This is a genomic window from Rathayibacter sp. AY1D2 (assembly GCF_002932695.1).
Classification (GTDB): domain Bacteria; phylum Actinomycetota; class Actinomycetes; order Actinomycetales; family Microbacteriaceae; genus Rathayibacter.
Genome location: NZ_PSVX01000004.1, coordinates 53,550 through 78,548 on the forward strand (window position 1 = coordinate 53,550; position 24,999 = coordinate 78,548).

Sequence of the window (24,999 nt, forward strand, 5' to 3'; positions counted from 1 at the left end):
GGTCCACGGGGGATCGCGCCGGCGCGGCCCGCCGCCTCCGGGCGCGCGGCCGCCGCTCTAGCGGACCGCCCGCCCCTCGGCGCGCAGCTGCTCGAGGAAGCCGTCCACCACGGCGGGGCTGAGCAGGTGCCCGCGCAGCATCAGCGCGGCACCGCGCACGCCCCCGCTGCCGCCCAGCTCGGCGGTCACGACGTCGAGCCGCTGCGTCGCGAGGGGGAGGGAGCGCTCGTCGATCACCGAGCGCACGGCCGTCAGGATCTCCGGGCTGGCGAGGGCGACCGCGCCGCCCAGCACGATGACGGACGGGTTGAGCAGGCTCACGCAGGTGGCCAGCACCTCGCCGAGCTGGAGGCCCGCGATCCGCGCCGCCTCGACGGCCTCGGGATCGCGCGCCTTCAGCAGGTCGATCAGCTCGCGCACCGACTGCACGTCGCGGCCCGCCCGGGCGAGCCCGGCGGCCAGAGCGGAGCCGCCCGCGACCGCCTCGAGGTCCCCCTCCTGACCGCCCGCCGCGGCCGGGGCCGTGCGCGGCACCTGGACGTGGCCGAGATCACCCGCGGAGCCGAGGGCTCCGCGCTGGAGCAGCCCGGAGGAGACGATGCCCGCGCCGATGCCGGTGCCGACCTTCACGAACATCAGGTCGAGGGCGTGCGGGAACCGCGAGGCCCGCTCGCCGAGCGCCAGCAGGTTCACGTCGTTGTCGACGAGCACCGTGGTGTCGTAGCGCCGGCGCACGAAGGCGGGGATGTCGAAGCCGTCCCAGCCGGGCATGATCGGCGGGCGCACCGGGCGGCCGCTCGCGTGCTCCACCGGGCCGGGCACGCCGACCCCGATGCCCGCGAGGGCGGAGCGGTCGACGCCGGCCGCGGCGAGGATCCCGTCGCAGACGTCGAGCGCGTGCCCGAGCACCGCCACGGGGCCCTGCGCGATGTCGAGCTCCTCGCGGCGCTCGGCGATGATGCGGCCGTCGAAGTCGGTCAGCGCGATGGTCGAGTGCGCCGCGCCCAGGTCGATGGCCAGGAGCGATCGGACGGCCGGGTCGAAGACGAGACGCGCGGACGGACGGCCGCCGGTCGACGGAGCGCGGTCGAGGTGCGCGATCAGTCCGAGCTCGAAGAACTGCTCCAGGCGCGTCATCACCGCGGTCCGCGCGAGACCCGTCTCCTCGACCAGCTCGGCGCGGGTGCGCGGTCGACCGTCGGCGAACAGCCTCAGCATGTCGCCGGTCGCGGTACCGGCGCGCTCGGCCACGCTCAGCTCCTTCTCTCGGCCCGGAGGACGGGTTCGGGGGACAGCACACCTGAGGAAACCAGTCGACGCACGGTTGCGCAATCTCGGCGGGCCCTGCGTGCGGGTCCTGCGCAACACGGCCGGCCGGAGGCGCGTCGCGCGCCCGGCCGCGGCCCCTCCCCACTCCGATCGCCCGGGTGCGCCCCGACGATCGCCGCTCAGCCAGCCCTTCCAGACAGGAGAGAACGATGACCTCGTCCGACACCACCACAGGCGCCCCCCGATCGAGTGGGCGCATCGGCCTCTGGCTGATCGGGGCCCGGGGCAGCGTCGCCACCACGGCCGCCGTGGGCCTGCACGCCATCGCCGCCGGAGCCGCGCCCAGCTCGGGGTGCGCCACCGCGACCCCCGCCTTCGAGGACGTCCCGCTCGCCGGGTTCGCCGACATCGTCATCGGCGGCCACGACGTCTCGCCGACCCCGCTGCTCGAGAAGGCCACGGGCCTCGCGGCCGGCGGCATGTTCCCGACCTCGGTCGTCGCCGAGGTGGCCGACCGGATCGACGCGACCGACGCCGAGATCCGCCTCGCCCCCGCCGACGCCGCGTCGCAGCAGGAGGAGATCGACCGCCGGGCCGCCGACATCGTCGCCTTCCGCGAGCGCCACGGCCTCGCCCGGGTCGTCGTGATCGACGTCGCCTCGACCGAGGTGCTGCCGGCCGACCGTCCCGAGTTCCACGACCTCGCCGCTCTGCGCGCCGCCCTGGCGCGTCCGGGCGAGCGCCTCCTGCCGCCGAGCTCGATCGCCGCCCTCTCGGCCGTCGTCGCGGGCGCGGCCTACGCCTGCTTCACTCCCTCGACCGCGCTGGCCCTGCCGGCCCTGGAGGAGTGGGCCGCCGAGGCCGGGATCCCGATCGCCGGCCAGGACGGCAAGACGGGGGAGACCCTGCTCCGCAGCGTGCTCGCGCCGATGTTCACGGCGCGCGGGATGCGCGTGCTCTCGTGGGCGGGCGCGAACCTCCTCGGCGGCGGCGACGGGCAGACCCTCGCCGACCCGGAGGCGGTGCGATCGAAGCTCGTCTCGAAGAACCGCGGACTCCGCAGCCTCCTCGGCGACGACGTCGTCACTCCGCTCCACATCGACAACGTCCCGGACCTCGGCGACGTCAAGACCGCTTGGGACCACGTGCACGCCGAGGGCTTCCTCGGCTCGCGGATCACGGTGCAGACGATCTGGTCGGCGTACGACTCGGCCCTCGCGGCGCCGCTGATCCTCGACCTCGCCCGCCTGCTGGCGCTCGCGGACGAGGCCGGCGTCTCGGGCCCCGTCGGCGAGCTCGGCTTCTTCTTCAAGGACCCGTGGGGCAGCGACGTGCACGGCTTCGCCGAGCAGACGGCGGAGCTGGTGGCCTGGTCCGCCCGCACCGGCGCCCTCGTCGCCGAGCGCCGCACCCCGGTGACGAGCGGGACGCGGAGCGATGGCTGAGCTGCGCGACTACCTCGAGCTCGTCCGCGCGAAGGCCGCGCTGACCGTGATCGGCGACACCGTCGCGGGCGGAGCGTGGGCGGGCCGCGGAGTGGGAGCGCGCACGGTCGCGCTCCCGCTGTCCTCGGCGCTGCTCTACTCGGCGGGCATGGCGCTCAACGACTACGCGGACGCCGAGCTCGACGCCCGGGAGCGGCCCGAGCGGCCGATCCCCTCGGGTCGGATCCGGCGCTCGGCGGCGCTGGGCACGGCGGCCGCGCTGACCGCGGCGGGGATCGCCGTGGCGGCCGTCGTGGACGGGCGGCGCTCGCTCGCACTCTCGCTGCCGCTCGCGGCCGGGATCTGGTCGTACGACCTGCTCGCGAAGCCGACTCCGCTGGGCCCGGTCGTGATGGCGGCCTGCCGCGGTCTCGACGTGCTGCTCGGCGCGGGCGTCGACGGCGTGCGCGCGGCGGCCCCCGCCTCCGCCGCCGTGGCCGCGCACACGCTCGGCGTCACCGTGCTCTCGCGCGGCGAGGTGCACGGCACCACCCCGGTCACGGCGGGAGCGGTCTCGGCCGGCACCGCGGCGATCGCGCTGTCCACCGCAGCCGGCGCTCTGGCCGAGCGCCGGGCCGCCCCCGCCGCGGTCGCCGCCGCGGGCCTCGGGCGCTGGCTCCTGCTCGTGCTCACCGCGCAGCTGCAGTCCGTGCGGACGCCGACGGCCGCGGCCGCGCGGACGGCGACCCGCGCGGGCATCACCGGGATGATCCCGCTGCAGGCCGCGCTCGCCGGTCTGAAGCGTCCCGAGCTGGGGGCGGCGCTGCTCGCGCTCGACGCGCTCGGCTCCCTCCTGCTCCGCCGCCCGCGGACGGCGGACATCACATGAGCGCCACCGGACCCGTCCTCGGCTACGGCACCAACGGCTTCGCCGACCACACCCTCGACGACGCGCTCACGGTGATCCACGCCGCGGGGTACCGCGCCGTCGCGCTCACCCTCGGGCACCCGCACCTCGATCCCTTCGCGGCCGACTGGCGCGAGCGGATGCTGGCGCTCCGGACGCGGCTCGACGAGCTGGGCCTGCGCGTGGTCGTCGAGACGGGCGCGCGGTACCTGCTCGACCCGTTCGCGAAGCACCGCCCCACGCTGGTCGACGAAGAGGCCGGCCCCCGCGTCCGCTTCCTCGAGCGCGCGATCGAGATCGCCGCGCTGCTGGACGCCGACGCCGTCTCCCTCTGGTCGGGGATCGTGCCGGCGGGCGCGGATGCGGCCGCGGCCTGGCGGCTGCTCGTCGAGCGGATGCGCGGCGTCGTCGCGACGGCCGAGCGCCACGGCGTGCGGCTGGCCGTCGAGCCCGAGCCGGGGATGCTGGTGGAGACGGTGGCCGACGCGCTGCTGCTGCGCCGCGAGCTCGGCGACCCGGAGTCGGTCGGGCTGACGGTCGACCTCGGCCACTGCGTCGTGGTGGAGCCGGACGGCGTGGTCGGAGCCCTCCGCAGCGCTGGGGACCTGCTCCTGAACGTGCAGGTCGACGACATGCTCCCGGAGCGGCACGAGCACCTCGAGCTCGGCACCGGATCGCTCGACCTCGCGGCCGCCTTCGCGACCCTCGCCGAGATCGGCTACCGCGGGATCGCCGCCGTCGAGCTGCCCCGGCACTCGCACGACGCGCCCCGCCTGGCCGTGGCGAGCCTCGCGGCGATGGAGGAGGCGCTCGGCGGCGCCTCCTCGCACGCCGAGCACCCGTGGACCGCGGCCGCCCGTTCCGCCGTCCTCGAGCGCCCGTCGCGGATCGAGCGCTTCTTCCCCGCCGCGGGCCGCGAGGCCGGACGCGAGCCGCTCCGGCCCGCCGAGGACCCGCACGGCCTCGTCCACGGCACGCACGACGACGCGGCCCGCGCCGCCCTGGTGCAGGCCGCGGCGCAGGCGCTCGGCGACGACGACCTGGCCGCTCTCCTCCTCCGCCTCTACCGCGGCGGGGACGGGGCCGAGCGCCGCGGAGTGCTGGCCGGGCTGAACGCCCTCGGCGACCCGGGACCGGCGACGAGCCTCGCCGGCCTCGAGCTGACCGCCGACGCCCTGCGCGCCAACGACACCCGGCTCGTCGCCGCGGCGATGGGCTCCTTCGCCCGCCGCCACCTCGACGCGCACGCCTGGCGGCACGGGGTGCTCAAGCTCGTCTTCCTCGGCGTCCCGCTCGCGGCGGTCGCCGGGCTGGAGGAGCGCAGCGACGCCGAGCTGCGCGCGATGGCCGGCCGCTTCGCGGACGAGCGCCGCGCGGCCGGGCGCCCGCTCCCGGACGATCTGGCGGTGCTCCTGCCGAGCTGACCGCCCCCGAACGCCGCCCCGACCGCGGGGCACCACCACCGATGAGAAAGGCGCGACGATGCGCATCTTCGACCCGCACATCCACATGACCTCCCGCACCACCGACGACTACCAGGCGATGTTCGACGCCGGCGTCCGCGCGGTCGTCGAACCCTCCTTCTGGCTCGGCCAGCCGCGCACGAACGTCGGCTCGTTCACGGACTACTTCGACGCCCTGATCGGCTGGGAGCGCTTCCGCGCCGCGCAGTTCGGCATCCGCCACCACTGCACCATCGGGCTCAACCCGAAGGAGGCGAACGACCCGCGCTGCCGGGCCGTCCTGCCCGAGCTCGACCGCTACCTCGCCAAGGACGGCGTCGTCGCGGTCGGCGAGACCGGCTACGATTCGCTCACCCCCGAGGAGGACCAGGTCTTCCGCCAGCAGCTCGAGCTCGCCGGCGAGCACGGCCTCCCCGCGATGGTGCACACCCCGCACCGCGACAAGGAGTCGGGCACCCGCCGGACCCTCGAGGTCGTCGCCGACTCGGGGCTCGAGCCCGGGCGGGTCCTCGTCGACCACCTCAACGAGGTCACCGTCGACGCGGTCCGCGACTCCGGCTGCTGGATGGGCTTCTCCATCTACCCCGACACGAAGATGGACGAGACGCGCCTGGTGACGCTGGTCGAGCGGATCGGGCTGGACCGCGTGCTGGTCAACTCCGCCGCCGACTGGGGCCGCTCCGACCCGCTCACGACCGCGAAGACCGGCCGCCTCCTCCTCGTCGCCGGCTTCAGCGCGGGCGACGTGGACCGGCTGCTCTGGCAGAACCCGGTCGAGTTCTACGGGCAGAGCGGACGCCTGGACCTCTCGCCCGTCGCGGGCTTCGACGTGCAGGAGTCGGCCGGCCGCACCTTCGAGGGCAACTCCGTGCTCCGGGGCGCGCCGCGCGTGGCGGAGGTCGTGTGATGCACCTCTCCTACTGCACCAACGTCCATCCCGCCGAGGACCTGGCCGGAGTCGTCCGCCAGCTCGACGTCTACGCCGGACCCGCGCGCGTGGCCGCCGGGCTCGCCCTGGTCGGAGTCGGCCTGTGGATCCCGCGCGACCTCGCGGCCCGCCTGGTCGCCAGCGCCGAGGACCGCGCCGTCCTCCGCGCGGCCCTGCAGCGCAACGGCCTGGAGGTGCGCACGCTCAACGCCTTCCCGTACGCCGCGTTCCACGCCGAGGTCGTGAAGCTCGACGTCTACCGCCCCGACTGGACCACGCCGGAGCGCCTGCAGTACACGATCGACTGCGCGCGGATCCTGGCCGACCTGCTGCCCGCCGGCGCCGACGGCAGCATCTCGACGCTGCCTCTGGGCTGGCGCGAGGGCTGGGGACGGGAGCAGGACGAGGCCGCCTGCCGGAACCTCGCCCGGCTCGTCGAGGAGCTGCGCGACCTGCGCCGCTCCACCGGCCACGCGATCCGCCTGGCGATCGAGCCCGAGCCCGGCTGCATCCTCGACACCGTGGACGACGTCGTCGACTGGCTGCACCCGCGCATCGGAGTGGTCGACCCGGCGTACGTGGGCGTGTGCCTCGACACCTGCCACCTCGCCGTCTCCTTCGCCGACCCGGTCTCGGCCGTTCGCCGCATCCGCGACGCGGGCCTGCGCGTGGTCAAGGTGCAGGCCTCGGCCGCGCTCCACCTGGAGGACCCCTCGGGCCGCGCCGCGCTCACCCCGTTCGTCGAGAAGCGCTACCTGCACCAGACCCGCGAGAACGGGATCGACGGAGTGCTCCGCGTCGACGACCTGCCCGAGGCGCTGGACACGCTCCCCGGCACCGGCCCGTGGCGCGTGCACTTCCACGTGCCGCTGCACCACCGGCCGGAGGCGCCGCTCTCGGCGACCACGGCCGTCCTGGCGGAGGCGGTCTCGGCGGTCGACGCCGCCTGGCCGTACGACGAGATCCACCTCGACGTCGAGACCTACACCTGGTCGGTGCTCGCCGACGCCCCGAGCGACCTCTCGACGGGCATCGGCGCCGAGCTCGCCTGGGCGGCCGCGCACCTGCTCACGCCCGCCTCCCGAAAGGCGCTGCTGGCGCCCCTCCTCCCGCAGGCGGCGGCGCTGTGAGGCCCGTGCTGCTGCTCGACGTGGTCGGGCTGACCTCGTCGGCGCTCGCCGACATGCCCCGCCTCTCGCGGCTGGCCCGCGGGGGCGGGCGCCTGCCGCTGGACACGGTCCTGCCCGCGGTCACCTGCAGCGTGCAGTCGACCATGCTCACCGGCTCGATGCCCGCGCAGCACGGGATCGTCGGCAACGGCTGGTACTTCCGCGACCTCGGCGAGGTGCACCTGTGGCGCCAGCACAACCGCCTGGTCACGGGGGAGAAGGTCTGGGAGACCGCGCGCCGGCTGAGCGGGGAGCCGTACCGCGCGGCCAACATCGGCTGGTGGTACGCGATGGGGGCGACGACCGACGTCACCGTCACTCCGCGCCCGATCTACCACGCCGACGGCCGCAAGTCGCCGGACGCGTACGTGCGCCCGCCGGCGCTGCACGACGAGCTGGTCTCGCGCTTCGGCGCCTTCCCGCTGTTCCAGTACTGGGGGCCGACCGCGTCGCTCCGCTCGACCCAGTGGATGGTCGACGCGACCCGGCATGTGCTGGCGGGCGACGGCTCCGGCCCGCCCGAGCTGACCACGGCGTACCTGCCGCACCTCGACTACGACCTCCAGCGCTTCGGACCGGACTCGCCCGAGGCGCGCCGGGCCGCGTCGGAGCTCGACGTGGTGCTCGCTCCGCTGCTCGACGACGCGGAGGCGCTGGGCGCGTCGGTGATCGTGGTCGCCGAGTACGGGATCGCCGACGCCGACACCCCGGTCGACGTGAACCGGGCGCTCCGCCGCGAGGGCCTGCTCGAGGTCTACGTGCAGGACGGCCGGGAGCAGCTGGACCCGTGGACGTCGCGCGCGTTCGCCGTCGCCGACCACCAGGTCGCCCACGTCTACATGCAGGACAAGGCGGACCTGCCGCGGGTGCGCTCGATCCTCGAGGGGCTCGACGGCGTCGACGAGGTGCTCGACCGGGAGGCGCAGGCCCGCTACGGCCTCGACCACGAGCGCTCGGGCGAGTTCGTCGTGGTCGCCCGGCCGGGGGCGTGGTTCACCTACTACTACTGGCTCGACGACGACCGCGCGCCCGACTTCGCCCGCGGCGTCGACATCCACCGCAAGCCCGGCTACGACCCGGCCGAGCTCTTCTTCGACCCGGCCGACCCGCTGGTGAAGGCGAAGGCGGCGGGCAACCTCGCCAAGAAGGCGCTGGGGCTGCGCTACGCGATGAACCTGGTGCCGCTGGACGCGTCGCTCGTGCGCGGCACGCACGGGAGGCTGCCGTCCTCGTCGGCGGACACTCCGCTCGTGCTGGCCTCGGACGCGGACCTGCTGCCGGCCGGAGCCGCGTCGCTCCCGGCCACCGCGGTGCGCGACCTGGTGCTCGCGGCGCACGGCCCGGCCCTCGCGAAGGAGGCGTCGGCGCTCGCGCGCTGAGGGAGGGGACGCCCGGCGGCCTGCGCTCGTGTGCGGGCTGTCGGGTGTCGGCGGATCAGCCGGGGTCGCCGCGGACCTTGCGAGCTCGGGCGAGCTCGCCGCGGGCCGCAGCGGGCTCAGGTCCTCGCCGCGGATTCAGGTTCTCGCCGCGGGCTTCGTCCGGGCCGCCGGGCGGCTCAGCGCGGCACGAGCCCGGTGAGCCGCGCCGTCAGCCGCTCGACGGGGCCGGCACCGAGGAACCGCCACCACAGCACGGCGGCCGTGCACAAACCGAGCACGAGGGCGAGAGCGGCGAGCGGAGTGTCGGCGGAGTAGCCGAGGCCCGCCCGCGCGAGCGCCGCGACGAGAGCCACCTGCAGCACGTAGACCGAGAGCGCGAGCGTGCCGATCGCCCGGAGCGGCACCAGCAGCCGCTGGACCGCGGTGGAGCGCGACGTGGTCAGCAGCACCACCGCGACGTAGGCCAGGAGCACGAGCCCGAGGTCGTGCAGGGTGTCCGGGAGGCTGCCGGAGGGCGACTCCACGCCGAGCAGGAGCGCGACCAGCGGCCGCACCGGATACGCGACGACCGCGACCGTCGCGAGCACCGGCAGCAGCCGGTCCCGCTGCGCGCCGTGCCGCAGCAGCAGGGCCCCGAGGAGGAAGAAGGGGAGCAGGTTGGTCGCGCGGTAGCTCGGCCCGGTGAAGAGCCAGAGGGCGAGCGGAGAGCCGGATGCGGCGGCGGCGACCGCGGCGTTCGCGGGCCCGGCGGCGAGCGCGAGCACGGCGGCCAGCGCGGCGATCGTCCGGGAGCGGAGGAGCAGCAGCGGCGTGCCGAGCACGAGCACGACGCCGAGGTACTGCAGCACGATCGCGATCCAGCTGCCCCAGGTCTCGAGCCAGACGCCGAGCGCCACGAGCACCGCGCCGCGGATCGCGTTCCGCAGCAGCACCCGCCCGGGGGAGGCACCGGGCCGCGCGAGCACCAGGGCCGCCGACATCCCCATCACCAGCGCGAACAGCGGCGACGCGAGATCGTTGACGTTCCACGCCAGGAACCCGACGACCCCCGTGCGCGCGCTCGGCACGAGCGGCATCGCGTGCGCGACGAGCATGGCCGCCACCGCCACTCCGCGCAGCACATCGGGGGCGACCAGTCGGTCGTGCCGGAGTCGCGGAGCCGTCGCAGTCATCCCGCGAGAGTAGGCGCGCCCCCGCCGCCGCGCCCCGCGTGAGCGCACCTCGCGCCACCGGCCGTCCGCCGGGCCGTCCGCCGGGCCGTCGGCCGCGGTGCCGCCCGCCCCGCCCGCGGGCGCCGGGCTGTCGGCCGCGGCGCCGCCCGCTCCGCCGACGGGCGCTGCTGTCCGCTCCGCTCCGTCGGCCCGGGCCTCCGGCCGCCCGCTCCGCTCCGTCGGCTAGGGCCTCCGGCCGCCCGCTCCGATCCGTCGCTGACGGCCCGTTCCGTCCTCCCGCACGGGCCGTTCGTGACGGATCGACGCCCGGCGCCCTCCGGCAGGCCCGCGCTCGCTCCGCATGCGGCGCCCAGTCGCGCCCGGCCCGCTCCGATCCGTCGCGGACGGCCCGTCCTGCGCTCCTCCGCGGGCCGTGAGCGACGGATCAGCGCCCACCCGCGCCGCCGCCTCGCGCGGATCCCCGCCGCGATGCCCCGGCCTCGCGTCGGCCCGCTCCGATGCGTCACGAACGGCTCCTTCCGTCCTCCCGAAGCGACCGTTCGTGACCCCTCGGCGCCCGTTCGTCCGTACGCGCGCCCGCGCCGCCGGCTCGCGCTCGGCGCCGCCGCGACGTCCCGGCCTCGCCGCGGCCTGCTCCGATGCGTCACGAAAGGTCCCTTCCGTCCTTCCGAAGCGACCGTTCGTGACCCCTCGGCGCCCGTTCGTCCGTACGCGCGCCCGCGCCGCCGCCTCGCGCTCGGCGCCGCCGCGACGTCCCGGCCTCGCCGCGGCCTGCTCCGATGCGTCACGAACGGCTCCTTCCGCCCTTCCGAAGCGACCGTTCGTGACCCCACGGTGCCCGCTCGTCCGCACGCCCGCCCGTGCCGCCGCCTCGCGCTCGGCGCCGCCGCGACGTCCCGGCCGTGCCTCCGGCCTGCTCCGATGCGTCACGAAAGGTCCCTTCCTCCCTCCCGAAGCGACCGATCGTGACCCCTCGACGCCCGCCCGCCCGCGAGCGGCCTGCACTCGGCCCGCACCGAGCACGACCGGGCATGCTGGACGGATGACCGACGCCGCCCCGTCCCCCGACCGCCCGCGCCGTGCCCGCAGCCAGCACGTGCTCACCGTGCTGCGGACCGAGCGCCTCACCGGTCACCTGGTCCGCGTGCACCTCGGCGGCGACGGGCTCGACGCGTTCCTCGCCGAGTCCGACCCCGAGCGCCTCGCCGCGACCGACCGCTACGTGAAGCTCCTGCTCCCGCCGCGCGGCTCCGGCCTCCAGCCGCCCTTCGACCTCGACGCGCTCCGGGCGAGCGTCGCCCCCGAGCAGCTGCCCGTGCGCCGCACCTACACCGTCCGCTCGGTCGACCTCGAGCGGCGCTCGATCACCGTCGACTTCGTCGTGCACGGCGACGAAGGGGTGGCGGGACCGTGGGCGCTCGCCGCGGCTCCCGGCGACCGGATCGCCCTCTCCGCGCCCGGCGGCGCCTGGTCGCCGAGCGCCGACCCCGAGGCCGTGCACCTGCTGCTCGGCGACGACTCCGCTCTGCCGGCGATCGCCTCCGCCCTCGAGGTGATGCCCGCGCACGCCCGCGGCCTGGTCCTGATCGAGCTGGACTCGGCCGCCGACGAGCTCGATCTTCCCGCCCCGGCCGGAGTGGAGGTGCGCTGGCTGCACCGCGGCGGTCTCGAGGCCGGCCGGGCGCTGGTCGCGGCCGTCCGGGCCGAGCGGAGGCCCGAGGGCGTGCTCGAGGTCTTCGCGCACGGCGAGCGCACCGCGATGAAGCAGCTGCGCGCCCTCCTGCAGGACGAGTGGGGCGTGGAGCGCCGGGCGCTCTCGCTCTCGGCCTACTGGGCTCTCGGCCGCGCCGAGGACCGCTTCCAGGCCGAGAAGCGCGAGCCGGTCGGCGCCATCTTCGCCGACTGACGCGGGAGCGCACTCCGTCCGCGCACCTGCGGGAAGGGACCAGGTCACGATCACCACCCGGGACGGCTCGAGCCGCGAGGCTACCGCCCGTGAGCGGGCCGCGGCACTCCCGTTCGGACGGGCCGGAGCAGGAGGGGACGGGTGCGCGCGTCCTGTCCACGCGCTTCACCGACGTCCACTACCTCGACGAGGGCCCGGCGGACGGCACTCCGCTCGTGCTCGTGCACGGCTTCCCCGACGTCCCCGCCACCTGGGACGGCGTCCTGGAGCTGGTTCCCCCCGGGCTCCCGGTGGTGCGCCCCTTCCTGCGCGGGGTCGGGCGGACTCGCGTCGTCGACCCCGGGGCGCGGTCCGGGCAGGTGGCCGCGCTGGCCACCGACCTGCTGGATCTCCTCGAGGCGCTCGACCTCGGGCCTGTCGTGCTCGTCGGCCACGACTGGGGAGCACGGAGCGCTCACGCCGTCGCGGCGCTCGCGCCCGAGCGGGTCGGCGCACTGGTCACCCTCGCCACCGCGTACGGACCGTCGAGCGAGCTGAGCGGCGGCGAGGTCCTCGACGACGCCGCCGCGGCCTGGTACCGCTACTGGCTCTGCACGGCCGCGGGAGCGGAGGCGTTCCGGGGCGACCCGGCGCAGCTCGTCCGCTGGGCCTGGCGGGAGTGGTCGCCTCCGGGCTCCCTCCCGTCGGAGGCCCTGGAGGAGGTCCTCGCGGCGACGGCGACCAGCGGCTTCGCCGACACGGTCGTCGACTACTACCGGCACGGCGCCGGGGAGGCGCCCGGCCGGGCCGTGTACCGCGCCGCGCAGGAGGCCCTCGACGCCTGGCCGCGCCTCGACGCGCCGACGACCTTCCTCCTCGGGACGGCCGACGGCTGCGAGACGCCCGCCCTCGCACGGGCGAACGGCAGGTACTTCTCCGCAGGCCGCGAGCTGATCGAGCTCGACGGCGTCGGCCACTTCGTGCAGCGCGAGGCCCCCGGGGCGGTCGCGGCCGCGATCCTCCGGCACCTCCGACCGCTCGCCCCCTCACCCGCACCTCCCGGGACGCGCTAGAGCGTCTCCGGCCGCGGACGGTCCGTGCCCACCCCGCGGACGCTCCTGCTGGAGGCCGCGAGGAGCGAGGCGACGAGGACGAGCGCGGCGCAGCCGAGCAGGGTGCGGTCGAGCCCGACGAGGTCGGCGAGCGGGCCCACGAGCGCCTCCCCGAGCGGCACGGCGAGGAAGGAGCCGACCATGTCGTAGGAGTAGACCCGGGCGAGCGCCTCGCGGGGGACGTGGGTCTGCAGCGTCTGGTCCCAGGCGATGGCGAAGATCTCGAGCGCGACTCCGCCGAGGGCGAAGGCGAGGAGGAGGGCGGGGAGCGCCGGGAGGATCCCGAGGGCGGCGACGGGGACAGCCGTCACCGCCATGAGAGCGACGCCCGCCCCCAGCGCCCGGCGGGGCCGCCAGCGCAGCGCGATCACGGCCCCGATCACCAGACCGACGGTCTGTGCGGCGATCACGAGGCCCCACGCCGCTCGGCCGAAGGACCGGTCGGCGACGACCGGGCCGAGGACCGTGGTCGCGCCGACGAACGCGGCGTTGACGGCGGTGAACTGCGCCACGACGATCCACACCCAGCGCCGGCTCGTGAACTCCCGCCACCCCTCGCGGAGGTCGGCGAGGACGGAGGCGCCCGGGCCGGAGCGGACCGTCCGCGGCAGCCGCACACGGGAGTAGAGGACCGCGGCCAGGGCGAAGCCCGCGGCGTCGACCGCCAGCCCCCACCCGGGACCCACCAGTGCGACGAGCGCGGCCCCGCCCGAGGCGCCGACGATGCTCCCGGCGTTCAGGCCCAGGCGGAGCAGGGCATTGGCCGGGCGGAGCTCGCCGACCGGCACCGTCTCGGGGACGAGGGCGGCCGCGGCGGGCAGGCTCATCGCCGCGACGGCGCCGTTGAGCACGCTGAGCACGACCAGGGCCGCGACGGTCGCTGTCCCCGTGATCACCGTCACGGCGACCGCGGCCTGAGTGGCCGCCGCCGCGAGCGAGGTGCCGACGAGGATCACGGAGCGGGGGAGCCGGTCGGCGAGGACGCCGCCGAGCAGCATTACGGCGACGTTGGCGAGGGAGCGCGCGGCGACGACGAGTCCGAGGTCCGTCGGCGAGCCCGTCAGGTCCAGCACGGCGAAGGCCAGGGCGATCGGAGCGACGGCGTTGCCGAGGACCCCGGTCGTGCGGGCGGCGAGGAGCCAGCGGAAGGGGCCGTGCGCGAGAGGACCGTGCGCCAGCGGCCCGCGCCCGTCGCGGGTCACGGCCGGCGGAGCGGGAACATGGCGGTCGTCATCGACACCGGCGAGGTACCGGGCGTCCTCGGCGGCCGGGCCGCCGCGTGCAGCAGCGCGGACGCCTCCCCGACGTGCCGCACCACCCGCCGCCAGACCTCGGGGTCGACCCAGAGCTCCGCGTCCGTCGAGAGCTGAGGACCGTCCGCCCGGCTCGACGAGCGCCGCCGGAGCTCCTCGATCAGGGCCTCGAGGTGCAGGTCCCGCTCCTCCTCCGGCCCGGCGTCCACTGACGCGGTCACGTCGAAGGGCCTTCCGGAGGCCTCGTGCCGGTACCTCTTCGCCTCGCCGCCCCGCAGGCGCACGGTCTCGACGACGGCCACGAGCCCGGCGCGCTCCAGCACGCGGAAGTGGTAGCTCGCCGTCGCCTGCGACAGCTGCAGCTCGCGGGCGGCCTCCGCGGCGCTCATCGCCGCTCCCGTCACCAGGGACAGCAGGCGGAGGCGGATCGGATGCGCGGTGGCGCGCAGCTCGTCGAGAGAGGACATGCGGCCATGGTGACCGGCGGCTCCCGCACCGTCAAACAGGGCTTTGGGGGTGGGGCGGCGCTCATCGGGCCGCTCCGGTGCACATCGGGCGGCGCTCGCCGGGCCGCTCTGACGAGCGATCCGGAGGGCCCACCGCTCTCCCCGGCGATCCGGGATCGGGGCCCGGAGTCGTCCTCCGGGCCCCGTCGCTCACACCTGGGCGGTGCCGCTGTCCTCGACCGGGCCGGACGCGTCCGACTCCTCGGTGATCTCGGTGTCGGTCTCGTCGGCGCGGTCGCGGAGCGCGTCGGCCATCGCGCCGGCGCCCTCGGCTCCGTGGTCGTGCTCGACCTGGTCGATCAGGCCGCCGAGCTTCTCGTCGTTGCTGGCGTCCTCGGCTCCGTCCATCACGGGGCTGTTCTGCTCGTTGTCGCTCATGGCGCTCCTCCTGGGTCGACCGGCCTCTGCGCCGGTGGTCCGACGCTACGCGCGCGGCCCGTGCGGTGCAGGTGATCGACGGGAATCGGCCAGTCCGGTATCGAGCGCTCGATGGGCGTTCCCGGTCATCCCCGAGTCGAGCGGATATCGCTTTCCACCCTCCGGAGAGGTGAGCGGATATCGCCTGTCGAATGAGCCCCTATCGCTTTCCGGCGAGGTGAACAGTTCTCTCAGAGAAGTGCCCCTCGGAGACCCTCCCTGCTATGATCGGGCGACTTCTGCACCAGGGACCGGGGGGTCGTTCTCGGCGGACGATCGATCATCCACACGCCTGTTATCTCGATCATCACCAGTGAAGGCGCGTATGGCTTCGTATCTCTTCGTCTGCTCCGGCGGCGGGCATCTCAAGGAGATGTTCGCCCTCTCGGGGCTCCTCGGAGTCGACCCGGAGGAGCAGCACTGGGCGACCGTCGACAGCGCCCTCAGCCGCACCCTCCTCGCCGACCGGCGCGTGACCCACCTCGCCGATCCGCCGCCCCGGGCCGTGGTGCCGGTGCTCCGCAACGCGATGATCGGCCGCTCCCTGCTGGCCCGCGGGTCCTTCGACGCCGTCTTCAGCACCGGCGCCAGCCCCGCCCTCTCCTTCCTGCCGCTCGCGGCCTCGCGCGGCATCCCCGCGCACTACATCGAGAGCGCCGCCCGCGTGCTCGGCCCGTCGATGACCGGTCGGATCCTCGCCCGGGTCCCCGCCGTCTCGACCTACACCCAGTACCGCTCCTGGGCCGACGACCGCTGGAGCTTCGGCGGCTCGATCTTCGACACCTACCGCGTCGAGGACGTCGTCCCGCAGCCGATCCGCCGCGCCGTGGTCTCGGTCGGCACGCAGGACGGCTACCCGTTCCCCCGCTTCTTCGCCGCGCTCGCGCCGCTGCTCGAGGGCGTGGAGGTGCTCTGGCAGACCGGAGCGAACGACGTCTCCGGGCTCGGGATCGACGGCCGCCACTCCGTACCGCACGACGAGCTCAACGCCGCGATGAAGGCGGCCGACGTCGTCATCGCGCACGGGGGAGTGGGCACCGCGCTCAGCGCCATCGAGCAGGGCCGGGTGCCGATCCTGGTCCCGCGCCGCGCCTCGTTCGGCGAGCACGTCGACGACCACCAGGTGCAGATCGCCACGCGCCTGGCCGACTCCGGCCTCGCGGTCACCGTCGACATCGAGGGCCTCTCCCGCGAGACGCTCGAACTCGCCGCGGCGAGGCGGGTCGTCTCCGCCGATTCCGCCGTGCCCTTCGTGGTGCACGAGACGGCCGAGAAGTCCTCGAGCCTCTCCCGCCGACTCTTCCCCTCCTCCCGCTGATCCCCGCCCGAGCGACCAGACGTGATGAGAACGACATCCACGCGTCATCCGCGGCCCGTACACTCTCGAATGGGTTGGGGGGCCGGACGTCACTTCATGTGCGTCGAATTCGGAATGGTCGGCCGACTCGACACTGATGGCGAAAGCTCCGAAGGATTCTCGATATGACTGACACCCCGCGCGGCCTCTCGCGCCGCCTCCTGCTCGCCGCCTCCGCTGTCGGAGCCGCCGCGACCGCCTCCGCTCTCGTAGCGACCCCGGCGCTCGCCGCGCCGAACTACAGCGTGATCCCGAGGCTCCCGGGCGAGGTCTCGCGCCTCGACACCGTCCGCTCAGAGTCCGGCGGCAAGCCGTACGAGGTCATCGACGTGAAGATCGGCAACGATCCCGCGCGCCTCTTCGTGCCGCACAGCGCTGTGCCGGGCAAGAACCTCTCGGTGCCGGTCGTCTGGTACTACCACGCGAGCGGGAGCGACTGGAAGGCGCTCTCCGGCGCCTACAAGAACTCTGCCGAAAAGCTCGTCGACCAGGGATTCGTCAGCATCTGCCCGCAGTACAGCGGCAGCAGCGCCTACACGAGCGCCCCCGCACTCGCCGCTCAGAAGGCTGCCGTCGAGTGGGTGACGAGCCAGTGGTCGATCCGCGCGAGCTTCCTCCGTTCGAACTCGGGCGGCGGCGCTCTGCTCTGCTGGGCCTACGCGAACCGTCTGGTCCCGAACATCTACGGCGCCTACCACGCCAGCGGCGTCTACAACATCGAGGACACCGAAGCGCGCGACCCCGGCCGTGTCCTCGCTGCGTACGGCGGCAACGTGAACGCACTGCGCGCGGGCAACCCGTCGCGCCTGCCGCAGTCCCTCTGGACGGGCACGCGCCTGCGGATCACCGCCGGTTCGGCCGACACTCTCGTGCCGGCCGAGCTCCACGGCGGACGGCTGCGCCGCCTCGCTCAGCCCGTCGCGCGAGAGACGACCATCGCGTACCACTCCGGTGACGGGGGCCAGTTCGGTCACGTCGTGCCCCCCTTCACGAACAACGACATGGTTCAGACCTTCCGCCGCTGGCTCCAGGAGGGCCCCGCCTGATCCGCGGCAGGACCGACGCGACCCCTCCTCCCCGGGGGTCGGCGCCAGGGTCGAGCAGTGGAGGAGGAGGGCACGGCATCGCAGGCGTCCCAGCCGCCGAGAGGCGGCTCGCGAGGGCATCGCGATCCTCATCGAGGCCGACGGGACCACTCCCGTGAGCGCCGCACCGCCCGCCCCCTCCTCCACCACTCCGCTCCGACGCCAGAAGGACTCCCTGACGTGATCGACATCCTCCCGCGACGACTCCTCGTCGGCGTGCTCTTCTCGGTCGCCCTGGTGATCGTCCTCGGGATGGGGTACATCTTCTCGACCCGGGAGCCGGCCACCGGCCTCCTGGTGATCGCCGCCGGAGTCGGCGGCATCGTCGGGGCCTACGTGCTGCTGCGGGTCCCCGCGCACTGGCTGCCGGCGATGGCGCTCGCGTTCTTCGCGCTCGTCCCGACGCCGCTGACCCCCTCGACCCTGACGTTCCGCATGACGCTCTGGGCCGTCATCCTCGTGATCTGGGCGATCCGGCGCGGGCTCGCTCCCGAGCTGTGGCGCGCCCCCGTCAAGGCGTGGACCCGCGAGCTCGTGCTCTCCCCGTGGCGGGCCGTGGTGATCCTCGCGTTCATCGCCCTCATGCTCTGGTCGGCCCTGGCGACGGTGCGCAGCTCCTATGCGACCGAGGGCGTCTCGTGGATGTTCAGCTTCGCGATCTGCGTGGGCGTGCCGATGCTCGTCTTCGACGCCCAGCGCGAGGCCGTGCTGCTGCGCAAGACGTGGGTGATCCTCTCGGGGGTGCTCGCCCTCTACGCCGCCCTCGAGCTGGTCGCGCAGAGCTCCCCGATCCTCGGTGCCGTCTACGGCGCCCTCGGCTACGAGCAGGACCAGCACTGGTCGCTCTACCGCGCCGAGATCACCTTCGGCCACCCGCTGCTCGCCGGCACCTTCCTCACGGTGGGCGCCGGTCTCGCGTTCGGCTCCTGGCTCCAGGGCTCCCGCAAGTCGGACCTGCTGCTGGGCATCCTGGCCTCGGGCGGCGTCGTCGCGACCGTCTCGCGCGGACCGATGGCGGCCATCGCCGTCGCGGTCGTCGTCGCGCTCGTCGCCGTGGGCTTCCTCAACCCGAACCGCTCGCTGCTCCGGCCCGGCTCGATCCTGATCGCCGGGCTCGTCGCGGGTGTCGGAGTCCTGAACTTCGAGCCCGTCACCGCCCGCAACAACAACCTCGACGCCTCCATCTCGGCCGGCGCCCGCGACCTCGCGGTGACCGTGTCGCTGAAGGCGGCCGAGCTCACGCACTGGCTCGGCTCCGGAGCGGCGACGTCCGGCATCAGCGGCAGGCGGTTCTCGGACGTCGTCATCGAGAACTCGTTCCTGCAGCTGCTGATCAGCGTCGGCATCCCCGGCCTGCTGCTCTTCGTGATCATGGTGGCCGCGATGTTCGGCGCCACGCTCAGCCGTCGCGACGTCGGTCCTGCGGCGGGCCTGCTCGGCTTCATGGTCTGCCTCGCCGGCTACAACGCCATCGACGCGGTCCGCCCCAGCCACCTGCTCCTGGGCTTCCTCGTCATCATCTGCCTCAACCCGGTGCACGTCCCCGACTTCTCGAAGGGCATCCGGATGCGCCAGCCCCTCGGGGCGAGGATCTTCGACGCGCCGATGGCCGTCGGGATGCGGGGCGAGCGATGAGCCGCCTCGCCCGCAGGAACGACTCGTCGCCGGCCGCGCTCGTCGTCCAGCAGTCGCTCGCGCCGCCGGACTCGACCACGCAGTACGTCGACTCGATCGTCGACGGCCTGGCGCCCGGCGTCGAGCTGCTGTTCTTCTCCTGGCGCAGCGCCCTGCTCGCCGACTACGACGTGCTGCACGTGCACTGGCCCGAGCTGATGATCCGCGGCCGCAGCCCGCTGCACCGCTTCCTCCGCCGCCGCGCCCTCGACGTGCTGCTGGTGCGCCTCGCGCTCCAGCGCATCCCGCTCGTGCGGACGGTGCACAACCTGCACCCGCACGAGCTCGGTCCCGCCGCCGAGCGCCGCTCGCTGGCCCGGGTCGACCGCGCGACCGACCTGTTCGTCCGCCTGAACCCGACGACCGTCGCTCCCGGCCGGGCGCCCGCCGTCACCGTGCTGCACGGCCACTACCGCGACCAGTTCGCGCAGCACCCGCTGCCCGAGCGCGAGCACGGCCGCGTCCTCTACTTCGGCATCATCCGCCCGTACAAGGGCGTCGTCGAGCTGATGGACGTGTTCCGCGGCGTGGAGGACGACTCCCTCTCCCTGCACGTGGTCGGCAGCCCCAGCACGGGCCAGCGCGAGCTGGTCGAGGAGCGGGCCGCCCGCGACACCCGGGTGCGCACCACGCTCCGCCGGGTCGACGACGCCGAGATGGTCGACGAGATCGGCCGGGCCGAGCTGATCGTCCTTCCCTACCGCGAGATGCACAACTCCGGCTCGATCCTGGTCGCCCTCTCGCTCGGCCGGCCGATCCTGGTGCCGCGCACGCCCACCAACACGGCCCTGGCCGAGGAGGTCGGCAGCGACTGGGTGATCGAGTACGACGGCGATCTCACGCCCGAGCTGATCACCTCCGCGCTCGAGCGCACGCGCACCCGCCCGCCGGAGGGGCTCCCCGCCCTCTCCGGCCGCGACTGGGACGTCCTCGGACTCCAGCTCAAGAAGGCCTACGAGGGCGCGATCGCCACCAAGAAGGGCTCGACCCGATGACCGGGACCACGCAGAAGCCGTCCCCGAGCCTCGGCCGCTCCGCGAGCCGCGGCGCCGCCGTCACCATCGGCGGGCAGGCGATCCGCATCGCCGTCCAGCTGGGCAGCATCGTCGTCCTCGCGCGCCTGCTCGCGCCGGCCGACTACGGCCTGCTCGCGATGGTCACGGCGATCATCGGCATCGGCGAGATCTTCCGCGACTTCGGCCTCTCCTCCGCCGCCATCCAGGCGAAGGAGATCACGCCGGGCCAGAAGAGCAACCTGTTCTGGATGAACGCGGGCATCGGCCTCACCCTCACCCTGCTGGTCATCGCGGCCTCGTGGCCGATCGCCGCCCTCTACGGCGACGACCGGCTCCAGCTGCTGACCGTCGTGCTCTCCTCGACCTTCCTCCTCAACGGGATCTCGACGCAGTTCCGCGCCGACCTCGCCCGGCACCTCCGCTTCGTGAAGCTCACCCTGGTCGACATCGTCGGCCAGGTGCTGGGCCTCGTGGTCGGCGTGCTGATGGCGCTCGGCGGCGCCGGCTACTGGGCGCTGGCCGCGAGCCAGGTCGTGCAGCCGCTCATCGGCGTGCTGATGCTGGTCTTCATCACGGGCTGGCGTCCCGGCCGCTACCGCCGCGGCGAGGCGATGGGCCACTTCCTCCGCTACGGAGGCGGCGTCTTCGCGACCCAGGCGCTGACCTACGCGAGCAAGAACGTCGACTCCGTCATCATCGGCGCGCGCTTCGGCCCGGTCGACCTGGGCCTCTACAACCGCGCGTTCCAGCTGATGATGCTGCCGCTGCAGCAGCTGAACGCCCCGGCGCAGCGCGTCGCCCTGCCCGTGCTCTCCAAGCTGCAGGACGAGCGCGAGCGGTTCCGCACGTTCATCCTCTTCGGCCAGTCGGCGATGCTGACGGTGATGGGCCTCGTGCTCGCCGTCCTCGGCTCCCAGTCCGACTCGGTCATCCGGATCCTGCTGGGGGAGCGCTGGCTCGCCTCGGTCCCGATCTTCCAGATCCTGCTCGTGGCCGGGTTCTTCCAGGCCACGGCGTACTGCTCCTGGTGGGTGTTCCTCTCCAAGGGCCTCGTGCGCCAGAGCGTCTGGTACAGCCTGGCGACCCGCCCGCTGATGGTCGTCCTGATCCTGCTCGGCTCCAACTGGGGAGTGACGGGCGTCGCGGTCGCGTACGCCGGCTCGCTCGCCCTCACCTGGCCGATCGCGCTGATCTGGATCGGCCGCACCTCCGACGCCCCCGCCCGCGAGATGTTCACCAACGGCCTCCGCAGCGGCATCGCGTTCGGCTCGATCACGGTCGGCTCCTTCTTCTCCACCGTCTGGATCGCCGCCGACCAGCCCGTCCTCCGCCTCCTCGTGGGCGGTGCCGCCGTCCTGGTCGGGGTCGGGCTCTGGATGCTGATCCTCCCCGCGTTCCGCCGCCAGATCCTCGGCCTCGCCGACCTGCGCCGCCACTTCCGCCGCAGCCGCCCGGCCGCCGCTCCCGCCCCGGCCACGGTCGACGCCACCAGCCCCACCGGTGACAGCGCGCTGGTCGACGGAGCCGTCACGGCCGGCACCCCCGACTCCGAGCGGCCTCCCGCCGCCGTTCCCCCCACCGAAAGAGATCGATGAAACTCAAGCTCGGCGTCGTCAAGTCCTGGAAGAAGGACTTCGTCACGACGACCCGCCTGCCCGCCCGCCGCGACGCGGCGGTGCTCCGCGCCGCCCTCGCGGACCTCCGACCCGAGCCCGAGTCGCACCTCGTGATCGCCGCTCCCGGCAGCGGCAACATCGGCGACCAGGCGATGCTGGAGGCGTTCCTCGAGAACACCACCGGTCCTGTCGTGGTCGTCCAGCGCTACGCCGGCGACGTCGTGATCCCCGAGGAGCAGGCCGACCGGGTCGAGGTCGTCGAGCTCCCGCACCTGGTCTACGGAGTGGGCGACGCGCACGCCGCCGACCTCCGCGCCTACGCCGCGCTGATCCGCCGCGCCCGCTCGGTCTCGGTCGTCGGCGCCGACATGATGGACGGCAAGTACAGCCTCCGCGGCTCGGTCCGCCGCTCCCTGCTCGCGCAGGCGGCCGCCGAGGCAGGGGTGCCCACGCGCATCCTCGGCTTCTCCTGGAACGCGGCGGCCCGCCTCGCCGCCCGCCGCTCCCTGATCGCCGCCTCCCGCGCCGGCGTCGTCCCGATGCTCCGCGATCCGCTCTCGGCGGAGCGCGCCCGGAGCATCGGCGTGCAGCGCGTCGAGGAGGTCACGGACATCGTCTTCTCGGCGCGCACCCGCGACCGCAGCTTCCGCGAGGGGCTGGGACTGCCCGAGGGCGTCCCCTTCGCGCTCGTGAACGCGAGCGCCCTCGTCGCCGGCATGGTCGACCAGGTGCCGGAGTACGAGCGCATCGTCGACCGCCTCCGCGCCGCCGGCGTGCACGTCGTGCTCCTCCCGCACGTCTCCCGCCCCATCGGCGACGACAAGGTGGCCGTCCGCGCGGTCGCCGAGCGCGTGGGATCCGAGGGCGTCACCGTCGTCGACCGCGTGCTCATGCCCGCCGAGATCCGCGGCCTCGCCGAGGACGCCCTGCTGACCGTCACCGGCCGCATGCACCTCGCGATCATGTCGCTCTCGCTCGGCGTCCCCGCGATCACCCTCGCCACCCAGGGCAAGGTCGAGGGCATCATGCGCCTCATCGGCCTGCCGCAGCTGTGCGTCGAGCCGGTCCCCGGCTTCGCCGACCGCGTCCTCCCGGTGATCGACCGCATCCTCGCGGAGCCGGGCGACGGCGGCGTGCGCGCCACCATCGACGCGGCCATGCCCGAGGTGCGCCGCCTCTCGGCGCTCAACACCCGCGGCCTCGGCGCGGAGGTCGTGCGATGAGCGCGGCGCAGGAGAAGGGACCGCGCATGCGGATCATGTTCGTCGTCACGTCGCTGCACGGCGGCGGAGCCGAGTTCGTCGCCCGCACCTGGATGGGCTGGCTCCTCGAGCAGGGCCACCACGTCGACGTGGTCACCACCTCGGTGAAGGGCACCGACGAGTACCTCCCCGAGGGCGCGGTGCTGCACCGCATCGGCGAGGGCAAGGGCCACGTCGGCAAGGCGCGGATGCTCAAGGAGCTGTTCCGCCGCCGCACCCCCGACGTCGCGGTCGCCCTGCAGGGCTACCCGAACATCGTGCTCCTGGCCTCGGCCGAGATGACCGCGAAGGCGGACCGCCCGAAGACCATCGTGAGCGAGCGCAACCTCGTCTCGCTCGGCATCCCGGGCTTCTCGAGGACCCAGAAGGTGCAGCTCGGGCTCGCCAAGACGCTCTACCGCCGCGCCGACCACGTCATCGCGATCTCGCACCCCGTCGCGGGAGAGCTCGTCGCCGGCTTCGGCGTCTCGGGCGAGCGCTGCACCGTCGTGCCGAACCCGGCGACCGCCAAGGTCGACCGCTCCCGCCAGGTCTCGCGCACCCCCGGCACTGCGGCGGGCCTGCAGATCGTGCTGCCCTGCCGCCTCGTCGTCCAGAAGCGCCCCGAGCTCGCGATCCTCGCGGCCGAGGAGCTGGAGCGCCGCGGCATCCCCGCGAAGGTCGTCTCCTTCGGCGGCGGCCCGCTGCTCGGCAGCATGAAGGCGGAGGCGACCGCGCGCGGCGTGGACTTCCAGGACATGGGCTGGGTCGAGGACTGGTTCCACCACTTCGACGAGAACGCCGTCGTGCTGCTCCCGTCGCTGCGCGAGGGCTTCGGCAACGTGCTGGTCGAGGCGGCCGCCGCCGGCGTCCCCTCGGTCGCCGTGTCCGGGGCGCTCGGAGTCGCGGACGCGATCGTCCCCGGCCTGACCGGCGAGCTCGCGCTCACCCCCTCCGCCTCCGACCTCGCCGACGCGCTGATCCGCGCGAGCGAGCTCGAGATCACCGGCATCGACCGCTGGCTCGACCGCTTCTCGCTGGAGTCCAGCGGCCGCGACCTCGAGACGGTGCTCCGCCGGGTCGTGGGGCAGAAGTGACCCTCGTCTCGGTGGTGGTCCCGGCGCACCAGGAGGAGGCGCACCTCGCCTCCGCCCTGGAGCGCCTGCTGCGGCAGACCCACGCCGAGCTCGAGATCCTCGTGGTCGACGACGCCTCGACAGACGGGACGGAGGCTATCGGCCGCGCGTTCGCCGAGGAGCACGAGCGGATCCGCTACCTCCGCCAGGACGAGAACCAGGGCGTCGCCGCCGCTCGCGAGCGCGCTGTCGGCGAGGCCGCCGGCGAATGGGTCTGGCTGGTCGACGCCGACGACGAGTGGCCGGAGACCGCGGTCGAGGCCATGCTCTCGGCGGGGGAGGCGGGCCGCGCCGACGTGGTGGTCGCCCAGGCGGTCACGGTCGACGCCACCGGATCCACGCCCGTCGGCTCCCTGCGCGGCCCGCTCGCGCTCTCGGGCCGGGGCGCCTTCACCGCGCTCCTGGTCGGGGAGCTGACCGGGCACCTCTGGAACAAGCTGTTCCGCCGCGAGCTGTTCGACGGCATCGACTTCACGCGGATCCGCCAGCACTCGGACCAGGCGCAGGTCGCGCAGCTGCTCGCCGCGGCCGACGAGGTCGTCGTCGTCCCCGACTCCGTCTACGAGTACCGCCTCCGCTCCGGCTCGATCATCCGCTCGGGCGCGAAGCGCGCCGACTCGCTCGCCGGACTCGCCGCCGTGATCGAGCGGACGGCCCGCGGGCTCGACCCGCGCATCCTCGACTCGCAGGACTACTCCTACTACCGCGCGCGCTTCTCCCTGCTCTCCCGCTTCAAGGACGCCACCTCGGGCGCGCACAGTCCCGAGGAGGCGGACCGGCTCTGGCGGGCCGCGCACGACGAGGCGGGACTCCGGCACCTGGTCGCGCTCGTGCGCCGGCGCGACCTCAAGCGCTCCGTCCTCTTCGGGCTCGCCGCCGCGGCGCCCGCGCTCTACCGAGCGGCGATGAGCGCCGGGAACGGACGCCGGTGACCGTCGTCTCCCCGGTGCGCGGAGAGGCCGGAGTGCGCTTCCCGGCAATCGAGTCCTC

At 74.4% G+C, this 24,999-nt stretch carries 21 protein-coding genes; 16 read left to right on the forward strand and 5 right to left on the reverse strand.

Translation table 11 applies throughout. The features are described from left to right. Nucleotides 1–57: 57 nt before the first annotated feature. Nucleotides 58–1,251 carry an ROK family protein gene (locus tag C5D04_RS01820; RefSeq protein WP_244229502.1) on the reverse strand — a complete coding sequence of 398 codons (1,194 nt, stop codon included), beginning with the start codon at nucleotides 1,249–1,251 and terminating at the stop codon, nucleotides 58–60. 227 nt (nucleotides 1,252–1,478) lie between these two features. On the opposite strand from C5D04_RS01820, the gene C5D04_RS01825 reads away from it, so the two are divergent. The 6 genes from C5D04_RS01825 to C5D04_RS01850 are packed head-to-tail and all read left to right on the forward strand — an operon-like array spanning nucleotide 1,479 to nucleotide 8,539. Next, a complete protein-coding gene (locus C5D04_RS01825) occupies nucleotides 1,479–2,714 on the forward strand; it encodes an inositol-3-phosphate synthase (protein WP_104292626.1) in 1,236 nt (411 codons plus the stop codon). Continuing rightward, a complete protein-coding gene (locus C5D04_RS01830) occupies nucleotides 2,707–3,582 on the forward strand; it encodes an SCO3242 family prenyltransferase (protein WP_219814999.1) in 876 nt (291 codons plus the stop codon). The genes C5D04_RS01825 and C5D04_RS01830 overlap by 8 nt, the downstream gene beginning before the upstream one ends. After that, nucleotides 3,579–5,024 carry an EboA domain-containing protein gene (locus C5D04_RS18595; protein WP_104347125.1) on the forward strand — a complete coding sequence of 482 codons (1,446 nt, stop codon included), beginning with the start codon at nucleotides 3,579–3,581 and terminating at the stop codon, nucleotides 5,022–5,024. Before C5D04_RS01830 ends, C5D04_RS18595 begins: the two co-directional genes overlap by 4 nt. 58 nt (nucleotides 5,025–5,082) lie before the next feature. Continuing rightward, complete coding sequence (locus C5D04_RS01840; RefSeq protein WP_104222466.1) at nucleotides 5,083–5,970, forward strand: TatD family hydrolase; 888 nt, start codon at nucleotides 5,083–5,085, stop codon at nucleotides 5,968–5,970. Further along, on the forward strand, nucleotides 5,970–7,121 hold the full coding sequence (eboE, locus tag C5D04_RS01845; protein ID WP_104347137.1) for a metabolite traffic protein EboE: 1,152 nt from the start codon (nucleotides 5,970–5,972) through the stop codon (nucleotides 7,119–7,121). Before C5D04_RS01840 ends, eboE begins: the two co-directional genes overlap by 1 nt. Continuing rightward, on the forward strand, nucleotides 7,118–8,539 hold the full coding sequence (locus tag C5D04_RS01850) for an alkaline phosphatase family protein (RefSeq protein WP_104347126.1): 1,422 nt from the start codon (nucleotides 7,118–7,120) through the stop codon (nucleotides 8,537–8,539). The genes eboE and C5D04_RS01850 overlap by 4 nt, the downstream gene beginning before the upstream one ends. A 176-nt stretch (nucleotides 8,540–8,715) precedes the next feature. On the opposite strand, the gene C5D04_RS01855 is transcribed toward C5D04_RS01850, so the two are convergent. Then, the gene (locus tag C5D04_RS01855; RefSeq protein ID WP_104347127.1) at nucleotides 8,716–9,711 is read right to left on the reverse strand and encodes a DUF418 domain-containing protein; all 996 of its coding nucleotides are present in this window, start codon (nucleotides 9,709–9,711) and stop codon (nucleotides 8,716–8,718) included. A 1,042-nt stretch (nucleotides 9,712–10,753) separates the two neighbouring features. Here C5D04_RS01855 and C5D04_RS01860 point away from each other — a divergent pair. Both C5D04_RS01860 and C5D04_RS01865 read left to right on the forward strand, forming a co-directional pair. After that, nucleotides 10,754–11,617, forward strand: coding sequence for a siderophore-interacting protein (locus tag C5D04_RS01860; RefSeq protein ID WP_104347128.1), 864 nt, complete (start codon nucleotides 10,754–10,756; stop codon nucleotides 11,615–11,617). A gap of 89 nt (nucleotides 11,618–11,706) precedes the next feature. Continuing rightward, nucleotides 11,707–12,669, forward strand: a complete 963-nt coding sequence (locus tag C5D04_RS01865; protein ID WP_181137657.1) for an alpha/beta fold hydrolase — start codon at nucleotides 11,707–11,709, stop codon at nucleotides 12,667–12,669. Here the strand turns inward: C5D04_RS01865 and C5D04_RS01870 are convergent. The 3 genes from C5D04_RS01870 to C5D04_RS01880 all read right to left on the reverse strand — a co-directional run bounded on the left by C5D04_RS01870 (nucleotide 12,666) and on the right by C5D04_RS01880 (nucleotide 14,845). Next, nucleotides 12,666–13,910: an MFS transporter gene (locus C5D04_RS01870; RefSeq protein ID WP_258068815.1), complete on the reverse strand. Its 1,245-nt coding sequence runs from the start codon at nucleotides 13,908–13,910 to the stop codon at nucleotides 12,666–12,668. The two genes, C5D04_RS01865 and C5D04_RS01870, sit on opposite strands and share 4 nt — an antisense overlap. Beyond that, nucleotides 13,907–14,428, reverse strand: coding sequence for a helix-turn-helix domain-containing protein (locus tag C5D04_RS01875; protein WP_104260669.1), 522 nt, complete (start codon nucleotides 14,426–14,428; stop codon nucleotides 13,907–13,909). The genes C5D04_RS01870 and C5D04_RS01875 overlap by 4 nt, the downstream gene beginning before the upstream one ends. A 189-nt stretch (nucleotides 14,429–14,617) precedes the next feature. Further along, a complete protein-coding gene (locus C5D04_RS01880) occupies nucleotides 14,618–14,845 on the reverse strand; it encodes a hypothetical protein (RefSeq protein ID WP_104222474.1) in 228 nt (75 codons plus the stop codon). 364 nt (nucleotides 14,846–15,209) lie between these two features. On the opposite strand from C5D04_RS01880, the gene C5D04_RS01885 reads away from it, so the two are divergent. From C5D04_RS01885 to C5D04_RS01920, 8 genes are all read left to right on the forward strand, one after another. Continuing rightward, entirely contained in the window at nucleotides 15,210–16,202 is a 993-nt protein-coding gene (locus tag C5D04_RS01885; RefSeq protein ID WP_104324895.1) for a glycosyltransferase, read from the forward strand. A 164-nt stretch (nucleotides 16,203–16,366) separates the two neighbouring features. Next, nucleotides 16,367–17,287: a hypothetical protein gene (locus tag C5D04_RS01890; protein ID WP_104249975.1), complete on the forward strand. Its 921-nt coding sequence runs from the start codon at nucleotides 16,367–16,369 to the stop codon at nucleotides 17,285–17,287. Between the two features lie 219 nt (nucleotides 17,288–17,506). After that, nucleotides 17,507–18,961: an O-antigen ligase gene (locus tag C5D04_RS01895; RefSeq protein WP_104347130.1), complete on the forward strand. Its 1,455-nt coding sequence runs from the start codon at nucleotides 17,507–17,509 to the stop codon at nucleotides 18,959–18,961. Next, on the forward strand, nucleotides 18,958–19,995 hold the full coding sequence (locus C5D04_RS01900) for a glycosyltransferase (protein ID WP_104296019.1): 1,038 nt from the start codon (nucleotides 18,958–18,960) through the stop codon (nucleotides 19,993–19,995). Before C5D04_RS01895 ends, C5D04_RS01900 begins: the two co-directional genes overlap by 4 nt. Next, nucleotides 19,992–21,611 carry a lipopolysaccharide biosynthesis protein gene (locus C5D04_RS18805; protein ID WP_104233542.1) on the forward strand — a complete coding sequence of 540 codons (1,620 nt, stop codon included), beginning with the start codon at nucleotides 19,992–19,994 and terminating at the stop codon, nucleotides 21,609–21,611. The genes C5D04_RS01900 and C5D04_RS18805 overlap by 4 nt, the downstream gene beginning before the upstream one ends. Next, nucleotides 21,608–22,855 (forward strand): polysaccharide pyruvyl transferase family protein, encoded by a 1,248-nt coding sequence (locus tag C5D04_RS01910; RefSeq protein ID WP_104233543.1) that lies wholly within the window; start codon nucleotides 21,608–21,610, stop codon nucleotides 22,853–22,855. The genes C5D04_RS18805 and C5D04_RS01910 overlap by 4 nt, the downstream gene beginning before the upstream one ends. Beyond that, on the forward strand, nucleotides 22,852–23,970 hold the full coding sequence (locus C5D04_RS01915) for a glycosyltransferase (protein WP_104222481.1): 1,119 nt from the start codon (nucleotides 22,852–22,854) through the stop codon (nucleotides 23,968–23,970). Before C5D04_RS01910 ends, C5D04_RS01915 begins: the two co-directional genes overlap by 4 nt. Then, nucleotides 23,967–24,941, forward strand: a complete 975-nt coding sequence (locus C5D04_RS01920) for a glycosyltransferase family 2 protein (protein ID WP_104347131.1) — start codon at nucleotides 23,967–23,969, stop codon at nucleotides 24,939–24,941. The genes C5D04_RS01915 and C5D04_RS01920 overlap by 4 nt, the downstream gene beginning before the upstream one ends. Nucleotides 24,942–24,999 lie beyond the last annotated feature (58 nt).